The sequence below is a fragment of the Streptomyces massasporeus genome (assembly GCF_014648995.1).
GTDB classification, from domain to species: Bacteria; Actinomycetota; Actinomycetes; order Streptomycetales; family Streptomycetaceae; genus Streptomyces; species Streptomyces massasporeus.
This window is the reverse complement of sequence record NZ_BMSE01000020.1, coordinates 61718-88198: the sequence shown is the minus strand read 5'-3', so window position 1 is coordinate 88198 and position 26481 is coordinate 61718. Positions and strand designations below refer to the sequence as shown.

The following is a 26481-nucleotide window of genomic DNA, read 5'->3' as shown; positions in this document are numbered from 1 at the left end:
GTCAGGAAGCGGGGTGCGCCTCGGCCTTCGACCCCTCGGCGTCGATGTGCGGCACCACCCGGTCCAGCCACCGCGGCATCCACCAGGCGTGCCGCCCGAGCAGCGTCATCACGGCCGGCACCATGAGCAGCCGTACGACGGTCGCGTCGATGAGCACGCTGACGGCCAGCCCCAGCCCGAGCATCTTGACCACGATGTTGTCGCTGAGGAGGAACGCCGCGAACACGCTCACCATGATCAGCGCGGCGCAGGTGATGACGCGGGCTGTGATCTCCAGGGCGTGCGCGACCGACCCCTTGGCGTCCCCGGTGCGGAGCCAGGCCTCGTGGACACGCGACAGCAGGAAGATCTCGTAGTCCATGCTGAGGCCGAAGACGATGGCGAACATCATCATCGGCACGTAGCTCTCGATGGGCACCTTGCCGTGGACCCCGAGAGCGGGACCGCCCCAGCCCCACTGGAAGACCGCGACGACCACGCCGTACGACGCGGCGATCGACAGCACGTTCAGGACGGCCGCCTTGACGGCGACGAGCAGGCCCCGGAACACAGCCAGGATGATCAGGAACGCCAGACCCACCACGACGGCGATGATCACGGGCAGCTGGGAGGCGACGATGTCACGGAAGTCGACCTGGGTGGCCGTCGTGCCGGTGACGTACCCCTTGGCGTCCGTGCCCTGGACGGCGTCCGGCAGCGTGTCGTCGACGAGACGGTTGGTCAGGTCCGTGGTCGTGGCGTTCTGCGGGGACTTGGTCGAGTAGACCGTGCCGAGCAGGATGTCGCCGTCCTGCGTGGGCGTCAGGGGAGTGACGACGGCGGCGCCCTGGACCTTGTCGAGCGACTGCTGGGCCTTCGAGGCCAGTGCGGAGCGCTGCGACTGAGGCACGTTCGTCTGGTCGATGACGACCGTGAGCGGGCCGTTCGAGCCGGGCCCGAAGGCATCGGCCATCAGGTCGAAGGCCCGTCGGTCGGTGAAGGAGGTCGGGTCGGCGCCGTCGCCGATGTGCCCGAGCTGGATGGAGAACAACGGGATCGCGAGGACCACGACCACGGCGACACCCGCCGACAGGAACGACAGCGGTCTGCGCTCCACCCGCTGCGCGTACCGGTGCCAGGTGCCCTGCGGCGTGTCCCCCGCCCCGGCTTCGGTCTCGGCGATGGGCGTGCGCACGTGGAAGCGGTCGATGTGCCGGCCGATGAGGCCGAGCAGGGCCGGCACCAGGGTGAGCGCGCCGACGACGGCCGAGACGACGGTGACGGCGGCGGCGACACCGAGCAGGGAGATGAAGGAGACCCCGGACGCGGACAGGCCCGCCAGCGCGATGATCACCGTGCAGCCCGAGACGAGAACGGCATGGCCGCTGGTGCTCGCGGCCTGACCCGCGGCCCGCACCGGGTCCATGCCGTCGATGAGGTTCTGCCGGTGCCGGGTGAGCATGAACAGGGCGTAGTCGATGCCGACACCGAGGCCGATCATCGTGGCCAGGGTCGGTGAGACCGTCGCGAAGGTGAAGGCCGCCGCCAGCAGCCCGAGGATGGCGAGCCCGCCGACGACGCTGATCAGCGCGCTCAGCAGCGGGACGACGGCGGCGATCACGCTCCCGAACCCGACCAGCAGCACGATGACCGCCACGCCGAAACCGATCAGCTCGCTCACCCGGTCGTCGGCGGACGGCCGGGCGAGCTCGCCGAGCGGCCCGCCGTACTCGACCTCCGCCCCGGCCGACCGCAACGGCTGCACCGCGGTGTCGACGCCGTTGAGATAGTCGTCGCCGAGTGTCGAGGGCTGCACGTTGAAACGGACGGTGATGTAGGCCGTCTTCTTGTCGTCCGACAGCGGCCCCACGTTCTGCTGACCGCTCGGCGTGCTCGGGGCGGTCAGCGGGTTCTGGGCCGACAGCACGTGCGGGAGCTTCTCCAGGTCGGCGACCGTGGTCGACATCTGGGAGCTCAGCGCGGTCAGGGGTTGCTGGTCGTCGCGCATCACGATCTGGCTGCTGTAGCCGCCGGCCTGGGGATCGTGCGCCTTCAGCACGTCCAGGCCCTTCTGGGCCTGCGCCTGGGGCAGGCTGAAGTTGTCGGAGTACTCCCCTCCGAATTCACGGCTGACGACCTGCAGCGCCACCAGTGCCACCAGCCAGGCGATGATGACGACGACGAAGTGGCGTGCGCACCATTCGCCCAGCCGCCGAAGCACACCTCCGCGCGCGGCCTTCTGGTCCCCTTCACCGGTGCGGCTGTGCGGCATGGACGTCGTCTCCTGTGTCGGCCTGGAGGTCAGTGCCGTCCATTAGATGCGCGCGGGATCACTCCGGCATTCCAGGCACGCGGACGCCACGGGACTCGGGGCGCCCGTTCCCCCGAAAGGCCCGCGCCCGTGAACGGCGCTCGCGTCCCGCGCGCCTGAGCACCCCCGACCCGAGCGCCACACCGAGCCCGACCAGCGCGCTGCCCGCCGCCTGCGCGAGTCCGTAGGAGCCCGTGCCCACGAGCGGTGCGGTGCAGGCCGCCGCGACCGGGATGAGGCCGGAGAACAGGGTGGCGCGTTCCGCGCCGATCCGCTGCATGCCCATGTACCAGCACACGAAGCCGACCACGGTGACCACCACCGCCTGCCACAGCAGCGCGGACGTCTCGACGGTGTCCGGACGCCGCAGCCACGCACCCCCGTCGAACAGCAGCCCGATCGCAGCCGACTCCAGCGCGGCGACCGCACACACGACGGCGGACAGCAGCCGGGGCCCGAGCGGCCGCAGCACGGGGACCGCGAGCACGGCGAAGCCGACCTCCCCGGCCAGGGCGCAGACCGAGAAGGCGATGCCCGCGCCGTCCGTGCGCCCCCAGCCCTGGACCGTGAGGGCGCCGACGGCCACGAGCAACGCCCCGTACAGCACGGTCCGTTGCGGCCCGCGCCCGTCGAGGAGGGGGACCAGCACGGCGACGACCACCGGCGCACAGCCCACGAGCACGCCGGGCACCGCCGGTTCCGCCGTGCGCTCGGCGGCGAGGACGGCCAGGTTGAAGCCGACCATGCCGACCGCCGCGAGCAGGGCGAGGCGGACCCCCTGACGCAGTGTCAGGGCCCGCAACCGGTCGGCGGCGCCTTTCCCGGCCGCGGGGAGCAGTAACAGACAGGCCAGTCCGTAGCGCAGGAACTGGCCGCCGGCGTACGGGTAGTCGCCCAGGACGCTGTTGGCGGTGAAGGACCCTCCGACGAGGACGCAGGCGAGCGCGGCGAGCAGGGCTCCGCGCGTGGTGGTGGCGTTCATGAGGGCGACGGTAGGCAGCCGGGCGGCCCGGGAAGGAGTCCACTTCCCTGCCTGCTCGGTGGACCACTTCCCGGGCCGGGGCGTCAGCCGATGTGGTAGCTGTCGCCGTAGACCTTCCAGTCCAGTGGCGGGTTCAGATCGAGGTTGCGCCGGTTCAGGAAGACGCGCTGGGCGGTGTCGACCCGGCTCGTGTCGCTGTGCGCCTCCTCCTGCTTCATGGCCCACACCCGCGCGTCCAGGAACGCGTGGAGGTAGGTCACCTCGTCACCGCCCTGCGCCGGCGGCTTCGCCGTCCGCAGGGCCCGCTTGCGGATGTTGCGGAAGCTCGTGGGGTCGCCGCCGTCGCCGTGCATGACGATGGCGTCGTAATAGGCGAACTGGCCCAGTACGCGCAGCCCGTCCGCCTTGCCCTGCCGGACCGCCGGGTCGAAGTACACCCGGTCGCGTTCGTCGTCCTGGGCCCGGCGGAACTCGGCGTCCCGCGCCGCCCGGCGCCAGTCGCCGGGGAAGCCGGGGTCGAGCCCGTCGTGCGAGTCGGAACCGTCGACCTCGCGCAGGGCCGGCAGGTACTTCTGGAGGACGTTGCCGGGCTTGCGGGCGGCGTAGAGCTCGACGAGGTCCAGCATGTCGCCGGTGCCGGAGCAGAACCCGATGATGCCCGCGGTGTAGCCGCGGCCGTCGCCGATGTCCTCGATGTACTGGTACTGCGCCTTCCAGTCGAGCGAGGAGTTCTCCGCGCTCGACACGAGCTGCATGGCGATCTCCTTCTTCGCCGGGTCGTCGAGCCCGATCGCACGTGCGGACGCCGTGGCGTGCGACGGCTGGAGCAGCGGGGTGGCCACGAGGGCCGCGCCGAACAGCGCCAGCACGGTGCGGCGGGTGGCCGGGGCCGAGGGGTGTCTCACGGTGCCTCCAAGCGGAGTGGGGGGTTGGAAGAGCGGGCCGTGCAGAACTGATAGGAAGGTTTCCTATCACTGTGAAGGCGCAGGGGAAACAACCGAGTTGAAAGTTCGTAGGGTCGAACAAGCCGGTTCACCCACCGAAACCTCCGTGATCCCCGGCGGGTGATCGCCTAGGGTCGGCGCAGCCGGCGGCAGCCGTCCGTCGGGGGACCGCCGTGCCGTGGAGGCGCACCGTGCGCTATCGCGAACGGGGACGCAGCGGATTGTCCGTGTCGGAGATCGGCTACGGCGCCTGGGGTATCGGCGAGTCCGCCTGGTTCGGCGCCGGCGAGGACGAGTCCGTCCGCGCCCTGCGCCGGGCCCTGGACCTCGGCGTGAACCTTGTCGACACCACCCGCGGCTACGGGGAGAGTGAACGCATCGTCGGCCGGGTGGTGCGGGAATTGGCCGGTGACGAGGTCCTCGTGGCCACCAAGGTCCCGCCGCTGAACCGGCTGTGGCCCGCCCCGGACGGGGTGGCCCCCCCGATCGGGCGTTCCCCGGTGAGCACATCCGCGACAGCCTGGAGACCAGCCTGCGCGCGAGCGGCGACCACTTCGACGTGGTGCAGTTCCATGTGTGGAGCGACGAACGGGCCGGCCGCGGTGAGTGGCTGGAGACGGTCCAGGACCTGAAGCGCGAGGGCAAGATCCGCCTCTTCGGCGTGTCGGTCAACGACCACGAGCCCGACAATGCCGTTCGGCTGGTGCGCAGCGGCACGGTCGACACCATCCAGGTCATCTACACCATCTTCGACCAGGCCCCGGCCGGGACCCTGCTCCCCGCCTGCGCGGAACACGGCGTCGGCGTCATCGCGCGCGTCGCCCTCGACGAGGGCGGACTGACCGGACGGATCACGGCCGGCTCGGCCTTCCCCGAGGGCGACTTCCGCAACCGTTGCTTCCGCGACGACCGCCCCGCCCAGGTCGAGCGGCGTGTCGCGGCGATCTGCGCCGACCTCGGCATCGGCGCGGACGACATGGCCGAGACGGCGCTGCGCTTCGTCCTGAGCCACCCCGCCGTCTCGACCGTCATCCCCGGGATGCGCAGCGTCCGCAACGTCGAGCGCAACACCGCCCTGAGCGACGGCCGGCCGCTCACGGACGAGCAGCTCGCCACCCTCGCCGGGCACCGGTGGCAGCGCAACTTCTACGGCTGAGCGACGCGGCGGGAACCAAGCGCCCCTCTCACACGTCAACTCTTTGCCCACCAGGGGCCGAAGGGCCGGACCGACCAGCCGGAGAGGGGAATCGCCGTGGACGAGGCGACATCGCAGCAGGGGAACGAGGCGGAGGGCGCCGCCCGCCGGGCCCGCTTCGGGACACTGCCGGAGCCGGTGCGTGTGGAGGACATGGTCGAGGAGCGGGCGGCGAGCGTGCCCGACCCGGCGCGCACCGCCTACAACCAGGACGAATGGCTCGTGCGCTACTGCCTGTGAGGCGCCCCGCCGGAGGTCTTCCGCTGCGTGCCCAGGTCGCGCAGCCACCGCACGACGTCGTCGGCGTCCTGGGCGCGGGCGATGTCGAGCGGTGTCATGCCGTCGTAGCCGCACCAGTGGGGGTCGGCGCCCCGGTGGTGCAGGTACTGCGCGGTGGGCAGGTGCCCGCCGTGGCAGGCGCCCCAGAAGGCGCTGGTGATCTCGTCCGGTGACGGCGGCTCGTCCGCCTCGACGAAGCCCCGGACCCGGTCGAGCAGGCCGAGTGTGGCGGCGTCCTGGAAGGTGACGCGGGCGCCGTGCTCGATGAGCCGGTGCGCCGCGCGCCACTGGCCGAATCCCCGGGCGTCGGCGAGCGGGCTGCCGCCGCCGATCACCGCCCCAGGCGCCTCGATGTCGGCCCCGGCCGCTATGAGCGCGTCGAGCACGGGCACGTCGTTGCTGCTGGCGGCCCAGTGCAGCGGCGTCTCCGCGTGCGCACCCTCGAAGCGGGCCCGGGGGTCGGCCCCGGCGGCGACGAGGGCCGCGACGACCTCCGGACCCCTGGGGAAGTGACCGGGCCAGTCGGCCGCGATGTGCAGCAGAGTGCGCGTGCCCTTGCAGTCCTCGCCCTGCTCGGTGACGCGCGCGGTGGCCAGACCGGGGTGGTCGGCGAGCAGCCGCCTCAGCCCGGGCAGATCCCCGGTCCGGATCGCCTCCGTGACGGTGATGGCCAGCGGGTCCTGCGATGTCAGCGTCAGCAAGGCGGCCTCCCGGTGCCCTCCAGGGCTCCCGATTCTGCCAGCCGGTGCCCGCGTGCACGGCCGTCCGCACGAAACGGCCGCACCGCCACCCCCGGGCGGTCCTGTGATCACACCCCGAGACTGCACATTCAGCCGCAAACCGGGCACACGTACGGAGGACATGCCCGCACGCTCCGCCAGGCGCATCGTGCGGGCAGGAGCGGGAGGACACCATGCCCGGGAGCAAGGAGCACCCCGGCGGCTCCGGATCGCTGGACGACGCCCTGTCGGTGGCACTGGCCGACACCGTGCGCGGTACCGGCGCCTCCATCGGCGGCCTCTACCTCATCGAGGAGGCGGAGCCGGTGCTGCGCCTGGTGGCCCTGTGCGGTCTGCCGCTGGCCTTCTCCGCGCCCTGGCAGCGACTCCCCCTCACCGCGCCGGTCCCGGTCGCCGACGCGATCCACGACGACACCCTGGTCAGCGTCGCCGGCCAGGAGGAGATGGCCCGCCGCTACCCCCGCGCCGCCGCCGTCCTGCCCTACCCGTTCGCCCTGGCCGCCGTCCCGCTGACCGGCGTACGGCGCTCCTGGGGCGGCCTCGTGCTCATGTGGCCCGCCGGCCGGCCGCGCCGGATCTCGCCACGCGAACGCGGCCACATCACCTCCAGCGCCCGCCGCATGGCCCGGCTCCTGGACGACGCCACCCGGCCACCGGCCCTGCCCGACCAGCCGCGCGTCGTGCCCGTGGACGCCACCCGTCACCCCGCGCAGACCGGTCTGGCCGCCGCCGACTACCTCGAACGCCTTCCCGAGGGCGCCGCGGCCCTCGACCTGGAAGGCCGCATCACCTTCGTCACCGCCACCGCGGCCCGCCTGCTCGGCCGCGCCGCCGACCGGCTCCTCGGCACCCGGCCCTGGCAATCCCTGTCCTGGCTCGACGACCCCGTCTACGAGGACCACTACCGCACGGCCCTCGTCAGTCGCGCCCCCGTCTCCTTCACCGCGCTCCGCCCGCCGGACCAGCCGCTGACCTTCGAGCTCTACCCCGACACCAGCGGCATCAGCGTCCGCGTCCTGCCGAGCGCGGAGCGGACCGAGGCCCCACCGCAGCCCGCCGGTGCACGGCCGCCCGTCGTGGCACCCACGGGACGCCTCTACCAACTCGTGCACCTGGCCGCCGCGCTCACCGAGTCCGTGACCGTACGCGACCTCGTCGCACTGATCACCCACCAGATCCTGCCCGCCTTCGGCGCCCAGGGCCTCGTGCTGTCCGGAGTCGACGCCGGACGGCTGAAGATCACCGGCTACCACGGCTACCCGGCCGACGTCATGGAGCGGCTCGACGCCCTGTCCCTGGACACCGACCTCACCCCCGCCGGCCAGGTCCTCGCCAGCGGCACCCCCGCCTTCTTCGCCGATCCCGCCGAACTGGCCGCCAGCTACCCCGACGCACCCCAGATCAGCGGCAAGCAGGCCTGGGCGTTCCTCCCTCTGATCATCTCCGGCCGCCCGGTCGGCTGCTGCATCCTGTCCTACGCCCGGCCGCACACCTTCACCGCCGACGAACGCGCCGTCCTCACCTCGCTGTCCGGCCTGATCGCCCAGGCCCTCGACCGCGCCCGGCTCTACGACACCAAACACCGGCTCGTGCACGAACTGCAGCGCGCCCTGCTGCCCCGGGCCCTGCCGCGGCTGCCCGGTCTCGACGTCGCCGCCCGCTATCTGCCCGCCGGTCACGGCACCGAGGTCGGCGGGGACTTCTTCGACGTGCTGCGCCTCGACGACACGACCGCGGCCGCCGTCATCGGCGACGTGGAAGGCCACAGCGTCGCCGCCGCCGCCCTCATGGGGCAGGTCCGCACCGCCATCCACGCCCACGCCACCGCCGGCGCCGCACCCGGCCAGGTCCTCGCCCGCACCAACCGGCTCCTGGCCGACCTCGACTCCGAACTGCTCGTCTCCTGCCTCTACGCCCACCTCGACCTGAGCCGGGGGCAGGCGTCCTTCGCCAGCGCCGGACACGTGCCGCCGCTGCTGCGCCACGCCCGGCACCCCGCCGCCGTTCTCGACGTCGAGCCCGGCCCGCTGCTGGGCATCGACACCGGCGGCGACTACCCGGTCACCACCGTGCCCCTGCTCCCCGGCACCACCCTCGCCCTCTACACCGACGGCCTCGTCGAACTCCCGGGCAGTGACGTCACCCGCACCACGAGAGATCTCGCCGGGCACCTGGACACCGCCGACGGACACGACCTGGAACGGGTCATCGACCGGCTCGTCCGCCACACCACACCCACCGGACGGCACACCGACGACATCGCGGTGCTCCTCCTGCGCGCCTTCCGCCTGCGCGACGAACCCGCGTGAGGCCGAAGCGGACCCTCAGACCTGGCCGGAGTGGTCGGCCCGGACCCGCTGGGCCACGTCGCGCAGCTTGAGATTGTGGTCCTGGGAGATGCGCCGCAGCACACCGAAGGCCTCGTCCTCGCTCATCCGATGGCGTTCCATCAGGATCCCCATAGCCTCACCGATGGCGTGCCGGCTGTCCAGCGCGTGTTCGAGCTGGTCGACGGTACGGGCGGTGGCCAGGGCGACGGCGGCGTGCGAGGCGAGCAGCCACCCCGCGGCCTCGATGTCCTTGCCGAATGCCCCGGGGCGGCGCGAGTAGAGGTTCAGCGCGCCGAAGTCCTCCTCGTCGGTGTAGAGCAGAACGCCGGTCATGCTGCCGATCCCGAGGTCACGGGCCGCCCGGCTGTACCGCGGCCAGGACGGCTGTGGCCGGGTCATGTCGGCGATCCGGAACAGCCGCTCTCCGTCCACGCGGCGTGCGGCGTCGAAGCACGGACCCTCGCCGAGCTCGCCCTGCAGCCGGTCCGACTCGGCGACCATGTCACCGCACACGGAAAGAGTCACGGCCCGGCCTTTCGAGACCGTCAGGATCCCGGCGGCGTCGCAGCCCTCGATCACCTTCACCGCCGATGTCGAGATCGCGTCCAGCGTCGCCTGGACCGAATCCTGCGCGACCAGGTCCCGGGCGAGCTGCGCCATCTGCTCGGCATACCGCCGCCACTCCACCGTCACCACCGCCTCGCTCGCCGGTGCCGCCCACCGTACTCCGCGCCGTTTCGTACGGCCGTTCTTCCAAGGGGCCGGGCGTCCGGGCAGGATGCCCGGAGCCGAGCGCCGCGATCACCGGTACGCCGTCAGCAGCAGCGCCACGTCGTCCGGCCGCTCCCGGGCCCGGCGGGCCGCCCCGACCAACCGGTCGGCGAGGTGCTCGACCGAGTCCGCCGGGGTCTCGGACAGCCGGCGCCGTACCGCGTCGATGCCCGTCTCGATGTCGTCGCCCGGCCGTTCCACCAACCCGTCGGTGTACAGGGCGAGAACGCTGCCGGGGGCCAGGGTGAGCGCCGTGACGGGGTACACCGAGTCGGGCTGCACGCCCAGCATGACGCCGCCCGCCAGATCCAGCGTCTCGGCCCGCCCGTCGGGGTGGCGCAGCAGCGGCGGGGGATGGCCGGCCCGCACCGCGAGGGCCCGTCCGGTGGCAGGGTCGAGTTCGATGTAGCAGCACGTGGCGAAGACGTCCGACTCCAGCTCGGTCAGCAGCCGGTTGGTGTGCGTGATGACCTCCTGCGGCGGCCGCTCGCTCGCGGCGAAGGCGTGCACCGCGCTGCGCAACTGGCCCATCACCGCGGCGGCTCCGACACTGTGCCCCTCGACGTCCCCGATGACCAGGGCCACGCCACGCCCGGTGGTGATCACGTCGTACCAGTCGCCGCCGATCGCCATGCCCTGCGTACCGGGCAGATAGCGGCCGGTGGTGCGCAGGCCCTCGACGGCGGGCAGCCGGTGCGGCAGCAGCCCCTCCTGGAGGCCGCGGGCGACGGCGGACTCCGAGTCGTAGAGCCGCGCCCGCTCCATCGCCTGGGCGGCCAGGCCGCTCAGCGCGGTGAGGGCGGAACGCTCGTCGGGGGTGAACCTGTGCGGGGTGTCCCAGCCGAGGATGCAGGAGCCGACCGAGCGGCCGGAGGCGATCAGCGGCATGAACGACCAAGCGTTCATGCGGTCCAGCGTGATGCCCGGATAGGCGACGGAGAGGTCCTCGGGCGATTCGAAGAACAGGGGGAGCCGCGTGGTCAGCGCGTGGACGCCGGGCAGCTGGGTGTCGAGGGTGACGCCTTCGAACGGGGTGAGGAAGCCCTCCGGGTAGCCCGACTCCCACAGCAGGTACATCCGGCCGTCGCGGACGGTGTACAGGGCGAGTTCCCGGGCGCCGAAGGCGGGCAGCAGCTGCTCGGCCACGGCTCGGCAGACGTCCTGCACGGTGACCGCCTCGGTGAGCACGCTCGCCATCTGCACCACGTGGTACAGCGCCCCGGCCCGCGCCGCGGCCACCGGCCCGGGCGGCGGCGAGGCGGCCGTGAGGCCGGGCCCGGTGGCGGTTGCGGCCTCCGGCCCCTGCTCGGCCCCGGTGGGCGGCGGCCCGGTCGGGTAGACCCGGCCGGTCAGCCCGTGCACGTCCGGGTACAGCACGAAGCTCAGCCAGTTCCCGTCGGGATGCCGGACGAGGAAGGACACCTGCTCCTGCGACAGCATCGCCGCCCGGTAGCGGTCCTCGTACGCGGGATCCCGGAGCCAGGTGATCACCTCCCAGGGGTAGCGGCCGAAGAGGTCCTCGCGACCGGAGCCCAGCAGCTCCTCGCAGCGGCGGTTGGCGTACGTCAGGCGGCCGTCCTGGTCCAGTGAGAAGAGCCCGTCGGGCAGCCGTTCGGCCGCTTCGGCCGCGGTGAGCCCGCCGCCCGCGTCGACGAGGGCGCCCACCAGGATCCGCGCGGAGCCGGTGCCGCCGTGCACGAGATGGCCCCACAGCTCCACCGGCCGGTATCCGGTCTGCCCCTCGCCCCGGGACTCGTCCCGCACCCGGAAGTGCCGCGACCTGACCCGGCCGTCGGCCAGGGCGTCGTATCGGCTCTCCCGTAGTTCGTGCAGGTCGTCGGGGCTGACCCGGGCCTCTACGTCCGTGATGGTGCCGCCGTAGTCCGCCCGGTCGATGCCCAGCAGTTCGAGGGCCTCGTCGTCCGCCGAGCACCGGTCGCTGTCCAGGTCCCAGTCGATGAGTCCGACGCGGACCGGGCGGGCGGCGGAGGTGGGCAGCCGGACGCTGATCGGCTCGTCGTCGTACTCGACGCGACAGACGTCGGCGTCCGGGCCCGGCCGGCCCGCGGCGAGGTGATCGAGGCGCTCCTCCATGACGCGCTCGGCGGGGCGCAGCGCGAGATCCACCGCCTCCGCCTCCATCGGTGGCCGGGCCGCCGAGCGCAGGACGACCAGGACGCCCACGGCCTCGCCGCCGGCCCGGACGGGCTGGTAGGCGGAGCCGAAGGAGTAGGGCAGCCCGGCGGTGAAGTGCGGGAAGCGCACCATGGTGGCCCGCTCGTCCGGCAGCCACAGCGTCTCGTCGCGCCGGTAGGCCTCCGCCATCGGCAGGGCACCGCCCACCGGCACCCGCCACCAGCTCTTGAGCAGCGAGCGGGGCACCCCGGTGACCATCGCGAGCACGAGCGAGCGCCGGTCGCGGGAGCGCAGATAGACCAGGCCGCCGTAGCCGTCGAGGTCCCGTACGGCCTCCACCAGCGGGTCCGTGAGGGCATCCTCGATCCGGCTCGTGTCCCCGCCCGGGAACCGGCCGTCAGCCCCGTCCCGGCTCCGGCCGGCGGCTGACCGCGGCCCGTCCGGTACGGCGGCTGCCTCATCCATGTCGCGTCCTCCCGGTACGGACGCACCGGACACCAATCGCTCCCCACCAGGATGTGCCATGGTCGGCGGTCCGGCGCGGTAAGTGCAACCTTTCGGTCCGCCCGGCCGTCTCACCCGGTACCACCACAATGCAAGCCTCGGGGGCGGCAATGGTACGAATCAGAACAGCATGCGCGACTCTCGCACTCGTGGGCGCCACAGTGGGTGTGGCGGCCGTCCCGGCCGGTGCGGCACCGGCCGGCGCGCAGTCCACCACCCGCGCCGCGGCGTGTCCGACCGGCTGGGGAAGCCTCGCCAAGACCGACGCCGGCGCCACGGTCGCACCGCTGACGAACGTCAGGACCGGCCGGCACACCTGCTTCGACCGGATGGTCGTCGACGTGCCCGGCGCGGGCAGCGGCGTCGGCTACCGGGTCCAGTACGTCGACCGGCTCTACCAGGACGGCTCGGGCCGCCAGATCCCGGTGGCCGGCGGTGCCGTCATCGAGGTGCGGGTGACCGCGCCCGCGTACGACCCGGAGACCGGCGCGGCCACGTACCCCGGCCGGGTGGCGCGCCCGCTGCCGGGCGTGGACCTCACGGGGTACCGCACCTTCCGGGACACCCGGTTCGCCGGCAGCTTCGAGGGCGAGACCCAGATCGGCCTCGGCGTCCGGGCCCGGCTGCCCTTCAGGGTGCAGCAGCTCGACGACCGCGTCATCGTGGACGTCGCCCACAGCTGGACCGCCACGGGCTGACGCGTGGCGCCGGGCTCCACGGGCTGGGCGCCGGGGTCACGGGGCGTGTGCTCCGAACACGGTGCATGGGCTGAGTGTGGGGGCCACGGTGCGGGGCCGTGGCGCCCGGGGCGACGGGCTGGGCGCCGGGGTCACGGGGCGTGTGTTCCGAACACGGTGCACGGGCCGAGCGCGGGGGCCACGGTGCGCGGCCCGCGCGCGGGGGTCACGGTGCGCGGCCCGTGCGCGTGGGCCACGGAGCGGGCGCCCGGACCAAGGTGCACGGGTACCCGGCTCCGAGGGCCGGGCGCCAGCCACGGGGGCGGACGCCAGGGTCACGGTCCACGGGGCGGACGCCCGGGGCACGCTCCACGGGCGGGACACCAAGGTCACGGTGGTCTACGGGACGGAGCCCGGGGCATGGTTCACGGGCTGAGCGCCGGAGCCACGGTCCATGGGCCGGGTGCCGGGCGCCGGAGCCACCGTCCATGGCCCGAGGCCCGGGGCCACAGCCTCCGGGCCGAGCGCCGGGGCCACGGCCCACGGCCCACGGGCCGGGGCGCCCAGGTCACATCCACGGGCCGGACGCCTGCGGCACGGCCAGGGGCACGGACCACGGGCCGGTTGCCCGGCGGTCCGGCCTCAGCCGCCGCGCAAGCGGCCCAGTTCCTCGAGTGTCCGCGCCGCCGCACCGGCCAGGCGGGGCCGGTTGCGCACGAAGCGGCGGGCGGCCCGTGCGGGCTCCCGGCCCAGCCAGTGCGCCGCTCCGCCCGGCACCGGCCGCACCACCGCTCCTTCGTACACCCGCAGGTCACGGGTCTTGAGCGACTCCTTGTAACGGGCCGGGCCGCTCCCCAGGTCGACCGTCTCGACGCCGTCGGCCGCCGCGGCCTCCAGCATCCTCAACTGCAGTACGAGACCGGGGGAGTACTTGGCGTACGCGCGGTCGTACGCCGGGAACCACCAGGACAGCACGGTGCTCGAGCGCAGCCCGAAGTGCGCGGCGACCGGCCGGTCCGCGGCGTACAGCACGGACAGCACCCCGCGGCACTCCGGCTCCTCGCTCTCCCCGAGCAGTCCCACCAGCCGGGTGATCCACTCCTGCGCGAACCGGTCCCGCCGGCCGGTCCGCCGGTACTGCGCCGATTTCCACTCCATGAGCGCCCGCAGCGCGGCGGGGTCCCGGGCGTCGTACACGAACCGCACCGGGCCGATCTGCCGGACCAGCTTGCGCTCCTTGGCCAGGGTCTGTCTGAGGAATCCCGGTGACTGCGCCCGCAGCCGCCGCGTGTACGCCTCGAAGCCCTCACCGATGTCGACGACCGGGGAGGCGAGCTCCTCGACCGCGTGCGGCACGAACACCTCCTGGCCGGCTTCCAGGTTGTCGAACTCCCAGGACGACAGCCCGCAGACCCGTAACAGCCGGCGCGCGTCCAGCCGGACCCCCGGACGCAGCACGGCCCCCTGACTGTCGGACACCCCCAGGCCGACGGCCCGGCCCCGCCCCAACACCCCCACTTCGTACGGGAAGAACCCCACCGGGGAACCGTCGTCCAGCAGCACCGCCACCCTGACTTCCGACCTGACCTGTCCCACCGCCACGGTGAACGCCGGATCGAGAAAGGGATTCGCCGGGGCGCCGGACTCCATCCGGATCTCCCGCCACATCTTCTGGTCGTTCGGACCGAGTTCGTCCGGCCTCAGAACGAGAACGCGCTTTCCAGGCAACTCTGCCTCCTGTGTCATCGGCATCGGGACACACGAAGGCCTGCACATCACCGCGATTCGGCACCAGGGCAGTACTCAGGCCGCACGGTGCAGGCCCTTGGCCGTACTGCCGTCACTCAGCAGCGAAACGTCTGCAACCGGGCAGCGCTCGGGGCGGATCCGACCGCCCCCGGACACGGTCCCGTTCCCACCGCACGGAGGTCCGGGCCATCCCGGACCGGCACGGACGCCCCGGTCACCGCCGGGTTCACCCCGGCCGCCCCCGCCGCCCGCGGCGTCCGTGCCGCGAGCCGCCGACCGGACGGCTCCTCGTCGCACGGACACGGCTCCTCGGCCTCTTTGGCCCCCTCGGCCCCGGCACTCCACACCGCGTCCGACTCCACCGCGGCCACGACTGTCGCGCGCTCCTCGCCCGCGAGCCCCGGGACGACGAGTTGCAGCAACAACAGGCAGGCCACCAGACCCACCACCGTTGCCCAACGTCGCCGCACCATCAGACCCCTGACCTGCGTTCCGGCGGGGGAACACGGAGTGGACTCGACCCCAGACCCGACGCCGGACCTGCCCCCCCCGACACGGCCGGCTGTGCCTTCCAGTAGGCCGAGCCCGACTCCACCCCGTCAAGCCCTGGTGTGACGATTCGTCCCACTCGGCCGGTTGCCACCGGAAATCCAACGGAAAGCGCTGCCGGGAAGTATCTCGCCCCGCCCTCGGCTCAACGAGCCGCGAGGGTACGGAAATCCGTTCGGTCGCGCGGCCGGGGCCCGGATAAGGTCGCGCCATGTGGGAGGGGCTCGACGAGGTCGACTGGGCAGGGCTGACACACCACTACGGGTCCTCCCGGGACGTACCCGACCTGCTGCGCCGATGCGCGCGGCGACCGGCCGACGAGGCCGAGTCCGCGGCGGACGATCTGCTCAACCTCCTGTTCCACCAAGGCGGATGGATCTGCCCCGCCGCCCCGCCCGCGCTGCCGTTCCTGCTCCGTCTCGTCGCGCATCCGGACGTGCCGTGCCGTCGTACGGTGCTCGATCTCGTGGCCGTACTCGCCGCGGAGGCGGCCCGGGTCCCGGCTCGCCGGCAGGACCCGGGCTGGGACGCGGCCTGGGAACGGGCCCTGCCCGAGGTGCTCGCGCTGCTGAGCGACCCCGACCCGCGCATCCGCGGGGGAGCAGCCGACGTGATCGCCGACTGCGACAGCCCGGGCGAGGCCGTCCTGACTGCCCTCCTTGAGTGCTGGCGGACCGAGGACGACCTGGCGACCCGCCTGGACCTCGTCCTCGCCCTCGGCCGGTCGGCCCTGCGGGAGCCGGCCGGGGCCCGAGCGTCCGACGCGCTCGCCCTCCTGCGCGGGCTGCTCGGCCACCGGGAGCCGCAGCTGCGCCTGGCCGCCGTGCACGCCCTGGCGGAGGGAGACCGTGACCTGCCGGCCCGACACTCGGACCTCCTGCTGGAGGCGGTCCGGGATCCGAGCGTGGAGGTGTGGCGGCACACCAGCTCCGTGGAGAACGGGACACGAGCCGTCCAGCACCGGACGGTGGGGCTGCTCCCGCCCCCGGCCTCCACGTTCGTGCGGGGGCTGTTGGCCGGCCATCCGGACCCCGAGCACAGGATCGGCGCGCTGGCGCAGGCGGGCGAACTGCTCCACACGTGGCGCTCACCGGCCCGCGAGCTGCTGCCGGACCTGGTGGACCGTCTGGACGATCCGGTGCCGGAGGTGAGGTACCGGGCGGCGGCGCTGCTCGCCTGCCTTGGCTCGTCGGCCGCCGACCGTGCGGACACGATCGCCGGAGTGCTGGGCGACGACAGCGCCCGTCCGACCCGCAGAGGTGAGACCGTCGCCGACGCGGCCTTGTGGGCGCTGGCCCGCATGAACGACCCGCGCTGCCTGCCCGGCCTGATCGAGCGCGTGGCCGGTGTGCCGTCGGGCTTCGCCACCGCAGCCGCCATCGGCGGCGACTTCTACCATCCCGCGCTCCCCGCGCTCCACGACGTCCTGGTCCCCTTGCGGGACCACGCCGGTGCGCTGCTGCCCGCGATCTGCGACCGGCTCGGCAACACCACCGACCTCGGGGTGCTGCGGGGGCTGACCGAGGTGCTGGGCGCATGGGGGCCGGCGGCGGCCCCGGCCGCTTCCCGCCTGACCGGGCTGCTGGAGGACGACCGGACCTGGGCTCCTGCGGCGACGGCTCTGGCGCGGATCGGGATCGAGCACCCCGTCGCCCGTCACCTGCTGCTCCCCCGAACGGGCACGGGTGGCGCGGACGCGGAACTCGCCGCTTGGGCGGCCTGGCGGCTGGGCGGCGAACCCGGTCCCGCACTGGCCGTGCTGGGCCCCGCGGCGACGGAGGGCGACTGTCCGAACCGGGCGTTGCGCAGGCTCGCCGACCTGGGCCCGCATGCAGCCGGCCACGCCGACCGGCTCCTCCGACTGACACGTTCCGCCGACACCTGGACGAGTGTCCGGGCCGCGCACGCCCTGTGGTCGGTCACCGGCGACACGGCAGCCGCGGTCGCGCCCCTGCTGGCCGCCGTCCGACCGCTGACGGAGGGCACCTACCTGCCGGCCATGCTTCCCGCCGTGCGCTGCCTGACCAGGATGGGAGGCGCGGCCGACCGGGCCGCGGACCTGCTGCGCGACGTGCCCGCCCGGGACGAACGCCTGCGCTTCGGAGGCGGCTGGCATTCGTTCGTCACGGACGAGTCCATCCGCGCAGCCGTCGGCGAACTCCTCGCCGTCGCCTCCTGAACAGGTCAGCCGCCGGAGCCGCCCGCGCTCAGTACCTCACCCGGTTTCGGCGCCCGTACGTTCAGCGGCTCGTCGAAACCGCTGAACGACGTCGTGGTCTGCTGTGCGGCGCTCTTGTAGACCGTCTTCAGCAGATACGGCTCGCCCTCCCGGGCCACGTAGAAGGTGTACGTCCCTTCCTTGTCCGCCTTGTCGGTGACGATCAGTTCGATGGCCTCGGTGTCTCCGACGCGGGTGGAGTCGCCCTTCTTCGCCGTGCCGAACGAGTCGAAGGGCCGTTCGCAGGAGGTGAGTCCGTTGCCGCCCCCGGCGGCCTGCTTCACGGGCGTCTTCACCCAGAGCCGCTGCTCATCGGTGACGCCCGGCTTGTTCTTCCACTTCTGAAGGTAGGCCCGGTCCGGACGGACGTAGTCGGTCTCGTCCAGGCGGATCTGCTCCAACGTGCCGCCCTTGGACCAGGTCGTCTTCGACCGGCACCGGCCGTCCAGGTCGGTCACGAGGTGGCTGGTGACCGTGCCGCTGCTCGGGGTGCGGTTGGTGATGTCGACGGTGACGGAATCCAACTTCCGCATCCTGGCGTTGGCTTCGTCGAGGATGTCGCCGGCGGATCGGTCCTCGCCGGTGCCGTCGGCCCCGCACCCGGCCAGGGCCGCGCTCGCCAGCAGGCAGAGCGCGGTCGTCGTCACGGTAGCCATGGCCCGCACGGAGCCCCCCTGTTGATCGTGTCGGCCGGTGATCAGCAGAGGAGCTTACCCGCTCGCTTCGGTGCCGGACGCCGTGTCTGCGGCCGATCCGAACGACACGACCTAGGTCTCGTGGACCAGCTCGATCGCCCTGCCGAGGGTGTCGAGCCGGTCGTCGAGGGTTTCTCCGGCCGGGTAGAGGCGGACCGTGTCCACCCCGGCGTCGCGCCAGACGCGCAGGCGCCGCCGGACCATCTCCTCCGTGCCGATGAGCGTGGTGGCCAGCACCATCTCGTCGGTGACCAGACCGGCCGCACCGTCCCGGTCGCCCGCCTGCCAGCGCCGGCGGACCTCCGCCGCGACATCGGCCCAGCCCTGCCGGCTGTAGGCCCGGTTGTAGAAGTTGGTCGACGCGGAACCCATGCCGCCCAGGCTGAAGGCGAGTTCCTTCTTCCGCCCGGCGACCATGGCGGCCAGCGCCTCCTCGTCCCGGGCGAACGCGACCTCGGCGCCCTGGCAGACGTCGAACCCGGCACGCTCACGGCCGGCGGCGGCCAGACCCTCGTCCAGGGGAGCGAAGTAGGCCTCCGCCGCACCCTCGGGGACGAAGCTGGTGCCGAGCCAGCCGTCCGCGACCTGGCCGGTCAGGCGCAGCATGGCGGGGGACAGCGCGGCCAGATAGACGGGCACGGGGTGCTCGGCGCGCATGGACAGGCGCATCGGCACCGCCTCCCCGCCGGGCAGCGGGATGCCGAACTCCGAGCCGCTGTAGGAGATTTTGCCGCCTCCGACGGCCTGCCGCACGATCTCCACCGTCTCCCGCATCCGCGCCAGGGGACGGGCGAACGGCACCCCGTGCAGGCCCTCCATCACCTGCGGCCCGGACGGGCCGAGCCCCAGCAGGAAACGGCCGCCGGACAGGTTGGACAGGGTGATCGCCGTCTGCGCGAGGGCGACCGGCGTGCGCGTGCCGATCTGCATGACCCCCGAGCCGAGCAGCATCCGCTCCGTACGGGCGGCGTAGAAGCCCAGGGCGGACGGAGCGTCCGAACCCCAGGCCTCGGCCACCCAGCAGACGTCGAGCCCCAGCTTCTCGGCCTCCATGACGAAGTCGGCCTGCTGGGACCAGGAGCCGAGAGCCGCCGCCTCGACGGTCGTCGCCGCGCGCATCAGGCCTCCGCCCGCTGCCTGATGTGCTCCAGCGTCGCGGTCATGCCCCGCTCGAACTCCCGCAGCCTCACGAACACGATCTTCTGCTCCTTCTCCGGCATGGCGTCGATCGCGAACGACAGACCCGAACGGCCGGGCCCCATCCGCATCCACTGCGACAACGCGGTCCCGCCGTCCCTCGGCTCGAGCCCGAACCGCCAGACGGCACTGGGTTCCGCCGGGTCCCCGACCGCCCAGGCGAACTCCCGCTCCGGTTCGCACGCGACGACCGTAGACGTCGTCTCCCAGTCCCCGAACCGCTCGTGCCTGCTCCGGCCGACGAACCGGGCTCCCACGGCCGGCCCGGACGCACCCTCGGCCCACCGCGCCGACTGCAACTCAGCGCTCATCTCCGGCATCCGCGTCACATCCGACACCAGCGCCCACACCCTCCCCGGCGGGGCGGCGACCCACGTCGTCACCTCGACCGTCGGTTGGTCCGCGTACCGCGCGCCCGTCCACTCCATCGCGTGCCGGCCTCCTCGTCGACAGGAACTGTGCCCACAGAGTTGCGTAATGAGACTCACCAGGTCAAGAGCGCTTACGGTCAGGTGAGGTGAGAAGGTGTGCGGATGTGCCCCGGTGCGCGGAACCGCGCCGACGGGGCCGCGTACGCTACCGATGGCTCCGCCCCGAGGGATCTCGCGTCTGACGGGCCCGGCGGCGGGGGAGCCATCCAGGATGGTGGTGGCAGTGCCGACGCGTCGGCGGGCACCATGGTCACGGCGGGGCACGGTCCGCGGGAATCCGCCCGCGCGGGCCTTCGAGCGGAGGACGAGATGGGATCGGCGATGAACGAGCGGTTTCACCGCCGGCAGAGATGGGCCGCCCGGGGCGCCCTGGCCGCGGCCGCGCTGGCGGCGTTGCTGCCACTCGTCTCCGGCGGCCTGCGAGGGCTGCTCCTGCTCGTGGCGGGCCTCGCGGGACTCGCTCTGACCGCGGCCGCGCTCTGGTGGGTGCTGTCCCGGCGGGGAGCGGTCCGTATCGCGTCGGCCGCGCTGGCCGTCGTCGCGCCCGTCGGCCTCATCACCCTCTTCGCCACCGCGAATCTGCTCTGGGTGGTCTTCGTCTCCCTGCTCCTGTGGTGCGGGGCGGTCTGGAGCGGCCGCTACGCCCTGCGCAGCACGGGCCTGCGGACCGTACGGGTCAAGGAGTACCGCACACCGCCGCCACTGCGTCCCTTCCTGCTGCTCAACCCGCGCTCCGGCGGCGGCAAGGTCGAGAAGTTCAACCTGCAGGAGAAGGCCGAGTCGCTGGGCGCCCGGGTCGTTCTGCTCGACCCGGACCAGCAGCAGGACGTCACCGCCCTGGCCAAGGCGGCCGTGGCCGACGGGGCCGACCTCCTGGGCGTCGCGGGCGGTGACGGCACCCAGGCCCTGGTCGCCGCCGTCGCCGCGGAGCACGGGCTGCCGTTCCTCGTCATCGCCGCCGGTACGCGCAACCACTTCGCCATGGACCTGGGCCTGGACCGGGACGACCCCGCCACCTGCCTCGACGCCCTCACCGACGGTGTGGAACTCCGTGTCGACCTCGGGTTCGCCGACGACCGTCCGTTCGTCAACAACGCCTCGTTCGGCGTGTACGGGGCCGTCGTCCAGAGCCCTGGCTATCGCGAGGACAAGGTGGGCGCGGCCCTGGAGCGCCTGCCCGACCTGCTCACCCGGCAGAGCGGGCCCCGTCTGACGGCCACCGCCGACGGCACCACCGTCGCCGACCCGCAGGCGATCCTGGTCAGCAACAACGCCTACCGCATGGACGACCCCTTCGGCTTCGGCCGGCGCGAGCGCCTCAACTCCGGGCGGCTGGGCGTGCTCGCCGTCCGCGTGGACAGTGCCGTGGAGGCCGCCGAACTCCTGCTGTCCCCGCGCCCGGAGGGGCTCACCGTGCTCACCGCCCAGCACGTCGTCGTGGACGCCGACGAACCGCAGCTGGAAGTCGGCCTCGACGGAGAGGCGCTCACCATGCCCGCCCCCGTCCACTGCCGTATCGCGCGCCGCGCCCTGCGCGTCCGGGTGCCCCGCAACCGACCCGGAGTCCCCGAGGCGCCCCCGCGTCTCGACTGGCGCCGGCTGCGCAAGCTGGCTGCCGCGGTGGGCCGCACCGCCGTGCCCACGCGTTCCGGGCGCGCCTGAGCGCCGGCGGGGTCGTCACGGACGAGTGCTCCGGGGCACCTGAGCCCCGGCGGGGCCGTCGCGCACGAGGTCCCCCACGCCGCATGGCGTGGGGGACCTCGTGCGTCGCGCCGTAGGTCAGGCCTCCTTCGGCCCGGCCTGCTGCACCACCTCGAAGGACCACAGCGTGGAACCGCTCGCCGCGGGCTTCGGTCGTTCGCCGCCCTCGCCGCCGCCCTGGTGTGCGCTCTTCATCGGCCCCTCCATCCAGGCCTGGAACGACTCCTCGTCACGCCACCGCGTGTAGACGAGGTAGGTGTCGGTGCCCTCCACCGGGCGGAGCAGCTCGAACCACTCGAACCCGTCGGAGTTCTCCACCGCGTGCGCACGGGAGGCGAACCGCTTCTCCAGCGTCTCCCGCTGCTCGGCGGGCACGGTCAGCACGTTGATCTTGACTACGCTCATGCGCCCCATCTTGCCCGATGGCGCATCTGTGCAGGCTAATCACTACGTCTCCATCATGTTTTGAACGTGTTCAAAAGTCGGCTAAGGTCGCTTCCACACGTCGAGGGGAGACCTTCATGAAGTTCGTGATGCCCGGCGGTACCGGGCAGGTCGGCACGGTCCTCAAGCGCGCGCTGAGCGCGGCGGGACATGACGTCGTGGTGCTCAGCAGGCACCCGGCAGGGCCCGGCGAAGCGCACTGGGACGGCGAGACCCTGGGGCCCTGGGCGGCCGAGATCGACGGCTGCGACGTCGTGGTCAACCTGGCCGGTCGGAGCGTAAACTGCCGCTACACGCCCGCCAACCTCCGGCAGATGATGGACTCGAGGGTCCACTCCGCCAGGGTCGTGGGCGAGGCGGTCGCCGCTGCCGCCCGGCCGCCCCGGGTCTGGCTGCAGATGAGCACCGCGACCGTCTACGCGCACCGCTTCGACGCCCCCAACGACGAGACCACCGGCGTGATCGGCGGCACCGAACCCGGCGTTCCCGGCTACTGGGGATACAGCGTCGACATCGCCAAGGCCTGGGAACGCGAACAGGAGGGCGCCGACACCCCGCACACCCGGAAGGTGGCCCTGCGCGCCGCCATGGTGATGAGCCCGGACCGCGGCGGCGTCTTCGACGTCCTGCTGCGACTGGCCCGGCTCGGCCTCGGCGGCCCGGTCGGCGGCGGCGCCCAGTACGTGTCCTGGATCCACGACCGGGATTTCGCCCGGGCCGTCGAGTTCCTCGTCGCCCGGGACGACATCGAGGGCCCGGTCAACCTCGCCGCACCCGAGCCCCTCCCGCAACGCGCCTTCATGCGCGCCCTGCGCGCCGCGGGGGGCGTCCCGGTGGGCCTGCCCGCGACGCGCTGGATGGCGGAGATCGGCGCGTTCCTCCTGCGCTCGGACACCGAACTGCTGCTGAAGAGCCGCCGCGTCGTCCCCGGCCGCCTGCTCGAAGCGGGCTTCGCCTTCGAGCGTCCAAAGTGGCCGGGGGCCGCGGACGACCTCGTACGACGTCTCCGCGGCCGTGCGGTGAGGTGACCTCGGGTCAGCTCTGCCCCTTGCCCTGCTCCAGCGCCTTGCCGGTCATGTCGGTGACCTGCCCGGCCGGCGGCGCGTCCGCCTCCACCTCGGTGCCGAACTCGGTGAAGTCCATGACCGTGCGCACGGTGACCTTCTCGGGCGCGGACGAGGCGCCGGAGGAGGAGCGCTGCGACGCCTTCGGGGCCTTGACGGTCATGTCGATCTGCTGACGGCGCATCCGGCCCTCGTCGTCCAGCCACACGTCCATCGGCAGCGTCGGGCCCACCTGCTTGCGCAGGGTGTCGCCGTCGGGAAGCTCGGCGACGTCGACGGTGACGCGGTAGTGCGTGGTCTTCACCCCGTTGACCGTCGCCGAGCCCTTTTCGGTCACGTCCTTGTCGGTGATCGCCTTGGCGTACGCCGCCGACTGCGCCGGATCACTCATGGACCGGTCGCCGGCGCCCTGCCGTGCGGCGACCTTCCCCAGGTCGATCTTGATCCACGGCTTGCCACCCGGCGCCTGGCCCTTGGGCATCTTCTGGTAGAGGACCTGGTCGATCACGCGTTGCTCGATCCGCTGCCCCTTCATCGTGAGGGTCATGACGCTGTCGCCGTCGTCCAGGTCCACCGCGCCCTGCCCGTTCGCGGTCTCCGAGGCGCCCCGGGCCGAGGTCTGCACCCGCAGCCTCACCTTGGCGGTGTCCTCCTCGGCCGTCCTGTCGTAGGCCGAGCGCACCGCCTGTGTGCCCTGCTCCCGGGCGCCGGCGCTCGACTTCGCCGAGGTGCCCCGCGTGCCGTCGCCCGAGTCGCCGTCGTCGCCGCAGCCGACCAGCACCGTCCCCGCCAGAACCCCGGCGACGCCTAAGGCACAGACCCGCCTGCCGTTCCCCGCCCTGTCCATCGAACCAGCTCCTCTTCAGGTGTGTGGTGCGACTCAAGTGCCCAAGCCGGGCACGAACACACCTGTGGGGCCGAGGAGTTGGGTACCGGGAGAAACGGGCGTCCCGGTCAGTGGCGGCCCCTGAGCTTGCCGAGCAGACGCTGGGCCTGCGCCCGCTTGCGGGGGTCGGCCGCGGCCCGCCGCGCCTGGTCCACGGCCCGCCGTCCCTGCGGACTCCGGGCGAACTGCTTGATGCGGTCCAGCATTCCGGCCATGACGCACCTTCCTTCCTGTTGCTCTGTCGCTTGTCTGTAGTGCGCCTACCCTGCCGACGACGTGCTCAGGCACGCCGCTGCCCGTTCGGCGCGCGACCGAATGTGTTTGCGGCCGGAGTCAGAGGCAAGTCGGTGTCCATGACTGAAGAGAACAAGCGCACGAATCAGAAGGCGACCACCGTACGGACCGCGGAGTCCAAGGCTCGCCGCACGGCGGACAAGGCCACCGCGCCCGCGTCCCAGGCGGCGAAGGGCGCCGCGGGCAAGGCCGGTGAGGCGGCGTCAGCCGCCAAGTCCGGCGCGGAGCGCTCCGCCGAGACGGCGAAGACGGCCGCACAGACCGCGGCCAAGGGCGTCGAGGCCGGCCGCCAGGCGGTCGTCACGGCCTCGGGTCACGTCGCGACCACGGCGAAGACGGCCTGGACGGTCATCGCCCACCGCAAGCTGGTGGCCGCGGGCGTCGGAGCCGGTCTGACCGCCCTGAGCGCGGCGTCCTACGCCGTCGGACGCCGTGCGGGACGCGGTACGCACGGCCCCCTCACCCGCCTGACCGGCGGGCGGATCTGAGCACGGCCGGCGCGATGGACGTGCCGGCACGAGGGGAGCAGGCGGCGCGACGCGTCACCGGGTGTTCCGGTGGCCCGTAGCGCCGCCTTCCTCGTGCTCCGAGCCGCTCCCTTACGCATGGCCTGGCGCACATCCGTCCCTCACCGGGGTGCCCCCCTCGCGCGTCACCGCCGTGACGAGGAAGGATGAGACCGCAAGCGAAGGATCAACCCATGCGGAGGAGCGGGCCCATGCAGCACGAGCGAGCGGGAAGTCCGGCCGGACCCGAGGATCTCGTCGATGTCGCTCGGCTGGTCACCGCGTACTACGCGCGCCGGCCCGACCTGGACGACCCGGGGCAGCGCGTCACGTTCGGGACCTCCGGACACCGCGGATCGTCCCTGGCGGCCGCGTTCAACGACGACCACATCGCCGCGACCAGCCAGGCCATCTGCGAGTACCGCGCCGGCCAGGGTATCGACGGCCCCCTCTTCCTGGGCGCCGACACCCACGCCCTTTCGGAGCCCGCGCGGGTGACCGCCCTCGAGGTGTTCGCCGCCAACGAGGTGACCGTGCTGATCGACGACGCGGACGGCTACACGCCCACCCCGGCCGTCTCGCACGCCATCCTCATCCACAACCGCGGCCGCACCACCGGCCTCGCGGACGGGGTCGTCGTCACGCCCTCCCACAACCCGCCCGCCGACGGGGGGTTCAAGTACAACCCGCCCAGCGGAGGCCCTGCCGCCTCAGACGCGACCTCCTGGATCCAGGACCGGGCGAACGAGATCATCCGGGGCGGCCTGAAGGACGTGCGACGCGTGTCCTACGCCCGCGCCCTCGCCGCACCCACCACCGGCCGTTACGACTTCCTCGGCACCTACGTCGCCGACCTGCCCGGCGTGCTCGACCTGGACGCGATCCGCGCCGCCGGTATCCGGATCGGCGCCGACCCCCTCGGCGGGGCGTCGGTCGCCTACTGGGGCCGCATCGCCGAACAGCACGGCCTCGACCTGACCGTGGTCAACCCGCACACCGACCCCACCTGGCGGTTCATGACGCTGGACTGGGACGGCAAGATCCGCATGGACTGCTCGTCGCCTTACGCGATGGCCTCGCTCATCGAGCAGCGCGACCGCTTCCAGATCTCCACCGGCAACGACGCCGACGCCGACCGGCACGGCATCGTCACTCCGGACGCGGGCCTGATGAACCCCAACCACTACCTGGCCGTCGCCATCTCCTACCTGTACGCCCACCGCGACCGCTGGCCGGCCACCACCGGCATCGGCAAGACGCTGGTCTCCTCCGCCATGATCGACCGGGTCGCCTCCGATCTGGGCCGTGAGCTGGTCGAGGTGCCCGTCGGCTTCAAGTGGTTCGTGGACGGACTGGCCGGCGGCACCATCGGCTTCGGCGGGGAGGAGTCCGCCGGGGCGTCCTTCCTGCGCCGGGACGGTTCCGTGTGGACCACCGACAAGGACGGCATCCTCCTTGCGCTGCTCGCCTCCGAGATCACGGCGGTCACCGGGAAGACCCCCTCCGAGCACTACGCGGCGCTGACCGCCCGCTTCGGCGAACCGGCGTACGCCCGCATCGACGCCCCCGCGACCCGCGAGGAGAAGTCCCTCCTGGCCAAGCTCTCTCCGGCCCAGGTCAGCGCGGACACCCTGGCCGGGGACGCGGTCACGGCGGTGCTCACCGAGGCCCCCGGGAACGGCGCGGCCATCGGCGGCATCAAGGTGACCACGGACAACGCCTGGTTCGCGGCCCGTCCCTCGGGCACCGAGGACGTCTACAAGATCTACGCCGAGTCGTTCCTCGGCCCCGACCATCTCGGCCGGGTCCAGGAGGAGGCCAAGTCCGTCGTGCTGGCGGCGCTGTCCGGCTGACCGCGGACACACCACAGCCCGGGTCACCGCACGGGGCCCGGGCTGT

Annotated in this window: 23 protein-coding genes; 10 read left to right on the top strand and 13 right to left on the bottom strand. The window is 72.9% G+C overall.

All coding sequences use genetic code 11. The annotated features are described in order from the left end of the window. Position 1 precedes the first annotated feature (1 nt). The 3 genes from IE153_RS33085 to IE153_RS33075 form a co-directional block, all read right to left on the bottom strand. Complete coding sequence (locus tag IE153_RS33085) at positions 2–2251, bottom strand: MMPL family transporter (protein WP_189593418.1); 2250 nt, start codon at positions 2249–2251, stop codon at positions 2–4. 58 nt (positions 2252–2309) lie between these two features. Further along, positions 2310–3272, bottom strand: a complete 963-nt coding sequence (locus IE153_RS33080; protein WP_189593417.1) for an EamA family transporter — start codon at positions 3270–3272, stop codon at positions 2310–2312. 83 nt (positions 3273–3355) lie between these two features. Continuing rightward, positions 3356–4177 (bottom strand): chitosanase, encoded by an 822-nt coding sequence (locus IE153_RS33075; RefSeq protein ID WP_189593416.1) that lies wholly within the window; start codon positions 4175–4177, stop codon positions 3356–3358. Between the two features lie 230 nt (positions 4178–4407). On the opposite strand from IE153_RS33075, the gene IE153_RS42485 reads away from it, so the two are divergent. From IE153_RS42485 to IE153_RS33065, 3 genes are all read left to right on the top strand, one after another. Next, a complete protein-coding gene (locus tag IE153_RS42485) occupies positions 4408–4848 on the top strand; it encodes an aldo/keto reductase (RefSeq protein ID WP_268251901.1) in 441 nt (146 codons plus the stop codon). Then, entirely contained in the window at positions 4776–5372 is a 597-nt protein-coding gene (locus tag IE153_RS42480; protein WP_268251900.1) for an aldo/keto reductase, read from the top strand. The genes IE153_RS42485 and IE153_RS42480 overlap by 73 nt, the downstream gene beginning before the upstream one ends. A gap of 96 nt (positions 5373–5468) precedes the next feature. After that, positions 5469–5651, top strand: coding sequence for a hypothetical protein (locus IE153_RS33065; RefSeq protein ID WP_189593415.1), 183 nt, complete (start codon positions 5469–5471; stop codon positions 5649–5651). Here the strand turns inward: IE153_RS33065 and IE153_RS33060 are convergent. Continuing rightward, positions 5639–6391, bottom strand: a complete 753-nt coding sequence (locus tag IE153_RS33060) for an ankyrin repeat domain-containing protein (RefSeq protein ID WP_229829289.1) — start codon at positions 6389–6391, stop codon at positions 5639–5641. The genes IE153_RS33065 and IE153_RS33060 overlap by 13 nt on opposite strands. A 212-nt stretch (positions 6392–6603) precedes the next feature. Here IE153_RS33060 and IE153_RS33055 point away from each other — a divergent pair, with 212 nt between their 5' ends. Beyond that, entirely contained in the window at positions 6604–8739 is a 2136-nt protein-coding gene (locus IE153_RS33055) for a SpoIIE family protein phosphatase (protein ID WP_189593413.1), read from the top strand. Positions 8740–8754: 15 nt separating this feature from the next. Here IE153_RS33055 and IE153_RS33050 read toward each other — a convergent pair whose 3' ends face one another. Both IE153_RS33050 and IE153_RS33045 read right to left on the bottom strand, forming a co-directional pair. Further along, the gene (locus tag IE153_RS33050; protein ID WP_229829288.1) at positions 8755–9420 is read right to left on the bottom strand and encodes a GAF and ANTAR domain-containing protein; all 666 of its coding nucleotides are present in this window, start codon (positions 9418–9420) and stop codon (positions 8755–8757) included. Positions 9421–9561: 141 nt separating this feature from the next. After that, on the bottom strand, positions 9562–12132 hold the full coding sequence (locus IE153_RS33045) for a SpoIIE family protein phosphatase (RefSeq protein WP_189593412.1): 2571 nt from the start codon (positions 12130–12132) through the stop codon (positions 9562–9564). Positions 12133–12281: 149 nt separating this feature from the next. Between IE153_RS33045 and IE153_RS33040 the strand changes: the two genes are divergently transcribed. Then, on the top strand, positions 12282–12869 hold the full coding sequence (locus IE153_RS33040) for an AMIN-like domain-containing (lipo)protein (protein ID WP_189593411.1): 588 nt from the start codon (positions 12282–12284) through the stop codon (positions 12867–12869). A gap of 621 nt (positions 12870–13490) precedes the next feature. Here IE153_RS33040 and IE153_RS33035 read toward each other — a convergent pair. Further along, on the bottom strand, positions 13491–14594 hold the full coding sequence (locus IE153_RS33035) for a GNAT family N-acetyltransferase (protein ID WP_189593410.1): 1104 nt from the start codon (positions 14592–14594) through the stop codon (positions 13491–13493). Between the two features lie 763 nt (positions 14595–15357). Between IE153_RS33035 and IE153_RS33030 the strand changes: the two genes are divergently transcribed. Further along, positions 15358–17325 carry a hypothetical protein gene (locus IE153_RS33030; protein WP_189593409.1) on the top strand — a complete coding sequence of 656 codons (1968 nt, stop codon included), beginning with the start codon at positions 15358–15360 and terminating at the stop codon, positions 17323–17325. Positions 17326–17330: 5 nt separating this feature from the next. Here IE153_RS33030 and IE153_RS33025 read toward each other — a convergent pair whose 3' ends face one another. From IE153_RS33025 to IE153_RS33015, 3 genes are all read right to left on the bottom strand, one after another. After that, positions 17331–18020, bottom strand: a complete 690-nt coding sequence (locus IE153_RS33025) for a hypothetical protein (RefSeq protein ID WP_189593408.1) — start codon at positions 18018–18020, stop codon at positions 17331–17333. Between the two features lie 111 nt (positions 18021–18131). Then, positions 18132–19178 (bottom strand): LLM class flavin-dependent oxidoreductase, encoded by a 1047-nt coding sequence (locus IE153_RS33020; protein ID WP_189593407.1) that lies wholly within the window; start codon positions 19176–19178, stop codon positions 18132–18134. Further along, positions 19178–19684 (bottom strand): SRPBCC family protein, encoded by a 507-nt coding sequence (locus IE153_RS33015; RefSeq protein ID WP_189593406.1) that lies wholly within the window; start codon positions 19682–19684, stop codon positions 19178–19180. The genes IE153_RS33020 and IE153_RS33015 overlap by 1 nt, the downstream gene beginning before the upstream one ends. 312 nt (positions 19685–19996) lie before the next feature. Here IE153_RS33015 and IE153_RS33010 point away from each other — a divergent pair, with 312 nt between their 5' ends. Then, entirely contained in the window at positions 19997–21349 is a 1353-nt protein-coding gene (locus IE153_RS33010) for a diacylglycerol/lipid kinase family protein (protein ID WP_189593405.1), read from the top strand. Positions 21350–21466: 117 nt separating this feature from the next. On the opposite strand, the gene IE153_RS33005 is transcribed toward IE153_RS33010, so the two are convergent. Beyond that, entirely contained in the window at positions 21467–21793 is a 327-nt protein-coding gene (locus IE153_RS33005) for an antibiotic biosynthesis monooxygenase family protein (protein ID WP_031113632.1), read from the bottom strand. Between the two features lie 116 nt (positions 21794–21909). Here IE153_RS33005 and IE153_RS33000 point away from each other — a divergent pair, with 116 nt between their 5' ends. Beyond that, on the top strand, positions 21910–22860 hold the full coding sequence (locus IE153_RS33000; protein ID WP_189593404.1) for a TIGR01777 family oxidoreductase: 951 nt from the start codon (positions 21910–21912) through the stop codon (positions 22858–22860). Positions 22861–22867: 7 nt separating this feature from the next. On the opposite strand, the gene IE153_RS32995 is transcribed toward IE153_RS33000, so the two are convergent. Then, positions 22868–23743, bottom strand: a complete 876-nt coding sequence (locus IE153_RS32995; protein ID WP_189593403.1) for an SCO4651 family lipoprotein — start codon at positions 23741–23743, stop codon at positions 22868–22870. Between the two features lie 107 nt (positions 23744–23850). Then, positions 23851–23997: a hypothetical protein gene (locus IE153_RS32990; protein WP_179878731.1), complete on the bottom strand. Its 147-nt coding sequence runs from the start codon at positions 23995–23997 to the stop codon at positions 23851–23853. A 138-nt stretch (positions 23998–24135) separates the two neighbouring features. Between IE153_RS32990 and IE153_RS32985 the strand changes: the two genes are divergently transcribed. Together IE153_RS32985 and pgm are read left to right on the top strand one after the other, a co-directional pair. After that, positions 24136–24564, top strand: a complete 429-nt coding sequence (locus IE153_RS32985) for a hypothetical protein (RefSeq protein WP_189593402.1) — start codon at positions 24136–24138, stop codon at positions 24562–24564. 230 nt (positions 24565–24794) lie between these two features. After that, positions 24795–26435: a phosphoglucomutase (alpha-D-glucose-1,6-bisphosphate-dependent) gene (gene pgm, locus IE153_RS32980; protein ID WP_189593401.1), complete on the top strand. Its 1641-nt coding sequence runs from the start codon at positions 24795–24797 to the stop codon at positions 26433–26435. Positions 26436–26481: the final 46 nt, after the last annotated feature.

Bases quoted from the DNA above. Each gene is read 5' to 3' on its own strand.
- IE153_RS33085 (WP_189593418.1), bottom strand. From the start codon at position 2,251: ATGCCGCACAGCCGCACCGGTGAAGGGGACCAGAAGGCCGCGCGCGGA.
- IE153_RS33080 (WP_189593417.1), bottom strand. From the start codon at position 3,272: ATGAACGCCACCACCACGCGCGGAGCCCTGCTCGCCGCGCTCGCCTGC.
- IE153_RS33055 (WP_189593413.1), top strand. From the start codon at position 6,604: ATGCCCGGGAGCAAGGAGCACCCCGGCGGCTCCGGATCGCTGGACGAC.
- IE153_RS33050 (WP_229829288.1), bottom strand. From the start codon at position 9,420: ATGGCGCAGCTCGCCCGGGACCTGGTCGCGCAGGATTCGGTCCAGGCG.
- IE153_RS33045 (WP_189593412.1), bottom strand. From the start codon at position 12,132: ATGGATGAGGCAGCCGCCGTACCGGACGGGCCGCGGTCAGCCGCCGGC.
- IE153_RS33040 (WP_189593411.1), top strand. From the start codon at position 12,282: ATGGTACGAATCAGAACAGCATGCGCGACTCTCGCACTCGTGGGCGCC.
- IE153_RS33035 (WP_189593410.1), bottom strand. From the start codon at position 14,594: ATGACACAGGAGGCAGAGTTGCCTGGAAAGCGCGTTCTCGTTCTGAGG.
- IE153_RS33030 (WP_189593409.1), top strand. From the start codon at position 15,358: ATGTGGGAGGGGCTCGACGAGGTCGACTGGGCAGGGCTGACACACCAC.
- IE153_RS33025 (WP_189593408.1), bottom strand. From the start codon at position 18,020: ATGGCTACCGTGACGACGACCGCGCTCTGCCTGCTGGCGAGCGCGGCC.
- IE153_RS33020 (WP_189593407.1), bottom strand. From the start codon at position 19,178: ATGCGCGCGGCGACGACCGTCGAGGCGGCGGCTCTCGGCTCCTGGTCC.
- IE153_RS33015 (WP_189593406.1), bottom strand. From the start codon at position 19,684: ATGGAGTGGACGGGCGCGCGGTACGCGGACCAACCGACGGTCGAGGTG.
- IE153_RS33010 (WP_189593405.1), top strand. From the start codon at position 19,997: ATGGGATCGGCGATGAACGAGCGGTTTCACCGCCGGCAGAGATGGGCC.
- IE153_RS33005 (WP_031113632.1), bottom strand. From the start codon at position 21,793: ATGAGCGTAGTCAAGATCAACGTGCTGACCGTGCCCGCCGAGCAGCGG.
- IE153_RS33000 (WP_189593404.1), top strand. From the start codon at position 21,910: ATGAAGTTCGTGATGCCCGGCGGTACCGGGCAGGTCGGCACGGTCCTC.
- IE153_RS32995 (WP_189593403.1), bottom strand. From the start codon at position 23,743: ATGGACAGGGCGGGGAACGGCAGGCGGGTCTGTGCCTTAGGCGTCGCC.
- IE153_RS32990 (WP_179878731.1), bottom strand. From the start codon at position 23,997: ATGGCCGGAATGCTGGACCGCATCAAGCAGTTCGCCCGGAGTCCGCAG.
- IE153_RS32985 (WP_189593402.1), top strand. From the start codon at position 24,136: ATGACTGAAGAGAACAAGCGCACGAATCAGAAGGCGACCACCGTACGG.
- pgm (WP_189593401.1), top strand. From the start codon at position 24,795: ATGCAGCACGAGCGAGCGGGAAGTCCGGCCGGACCCGAGGATCTCGTC.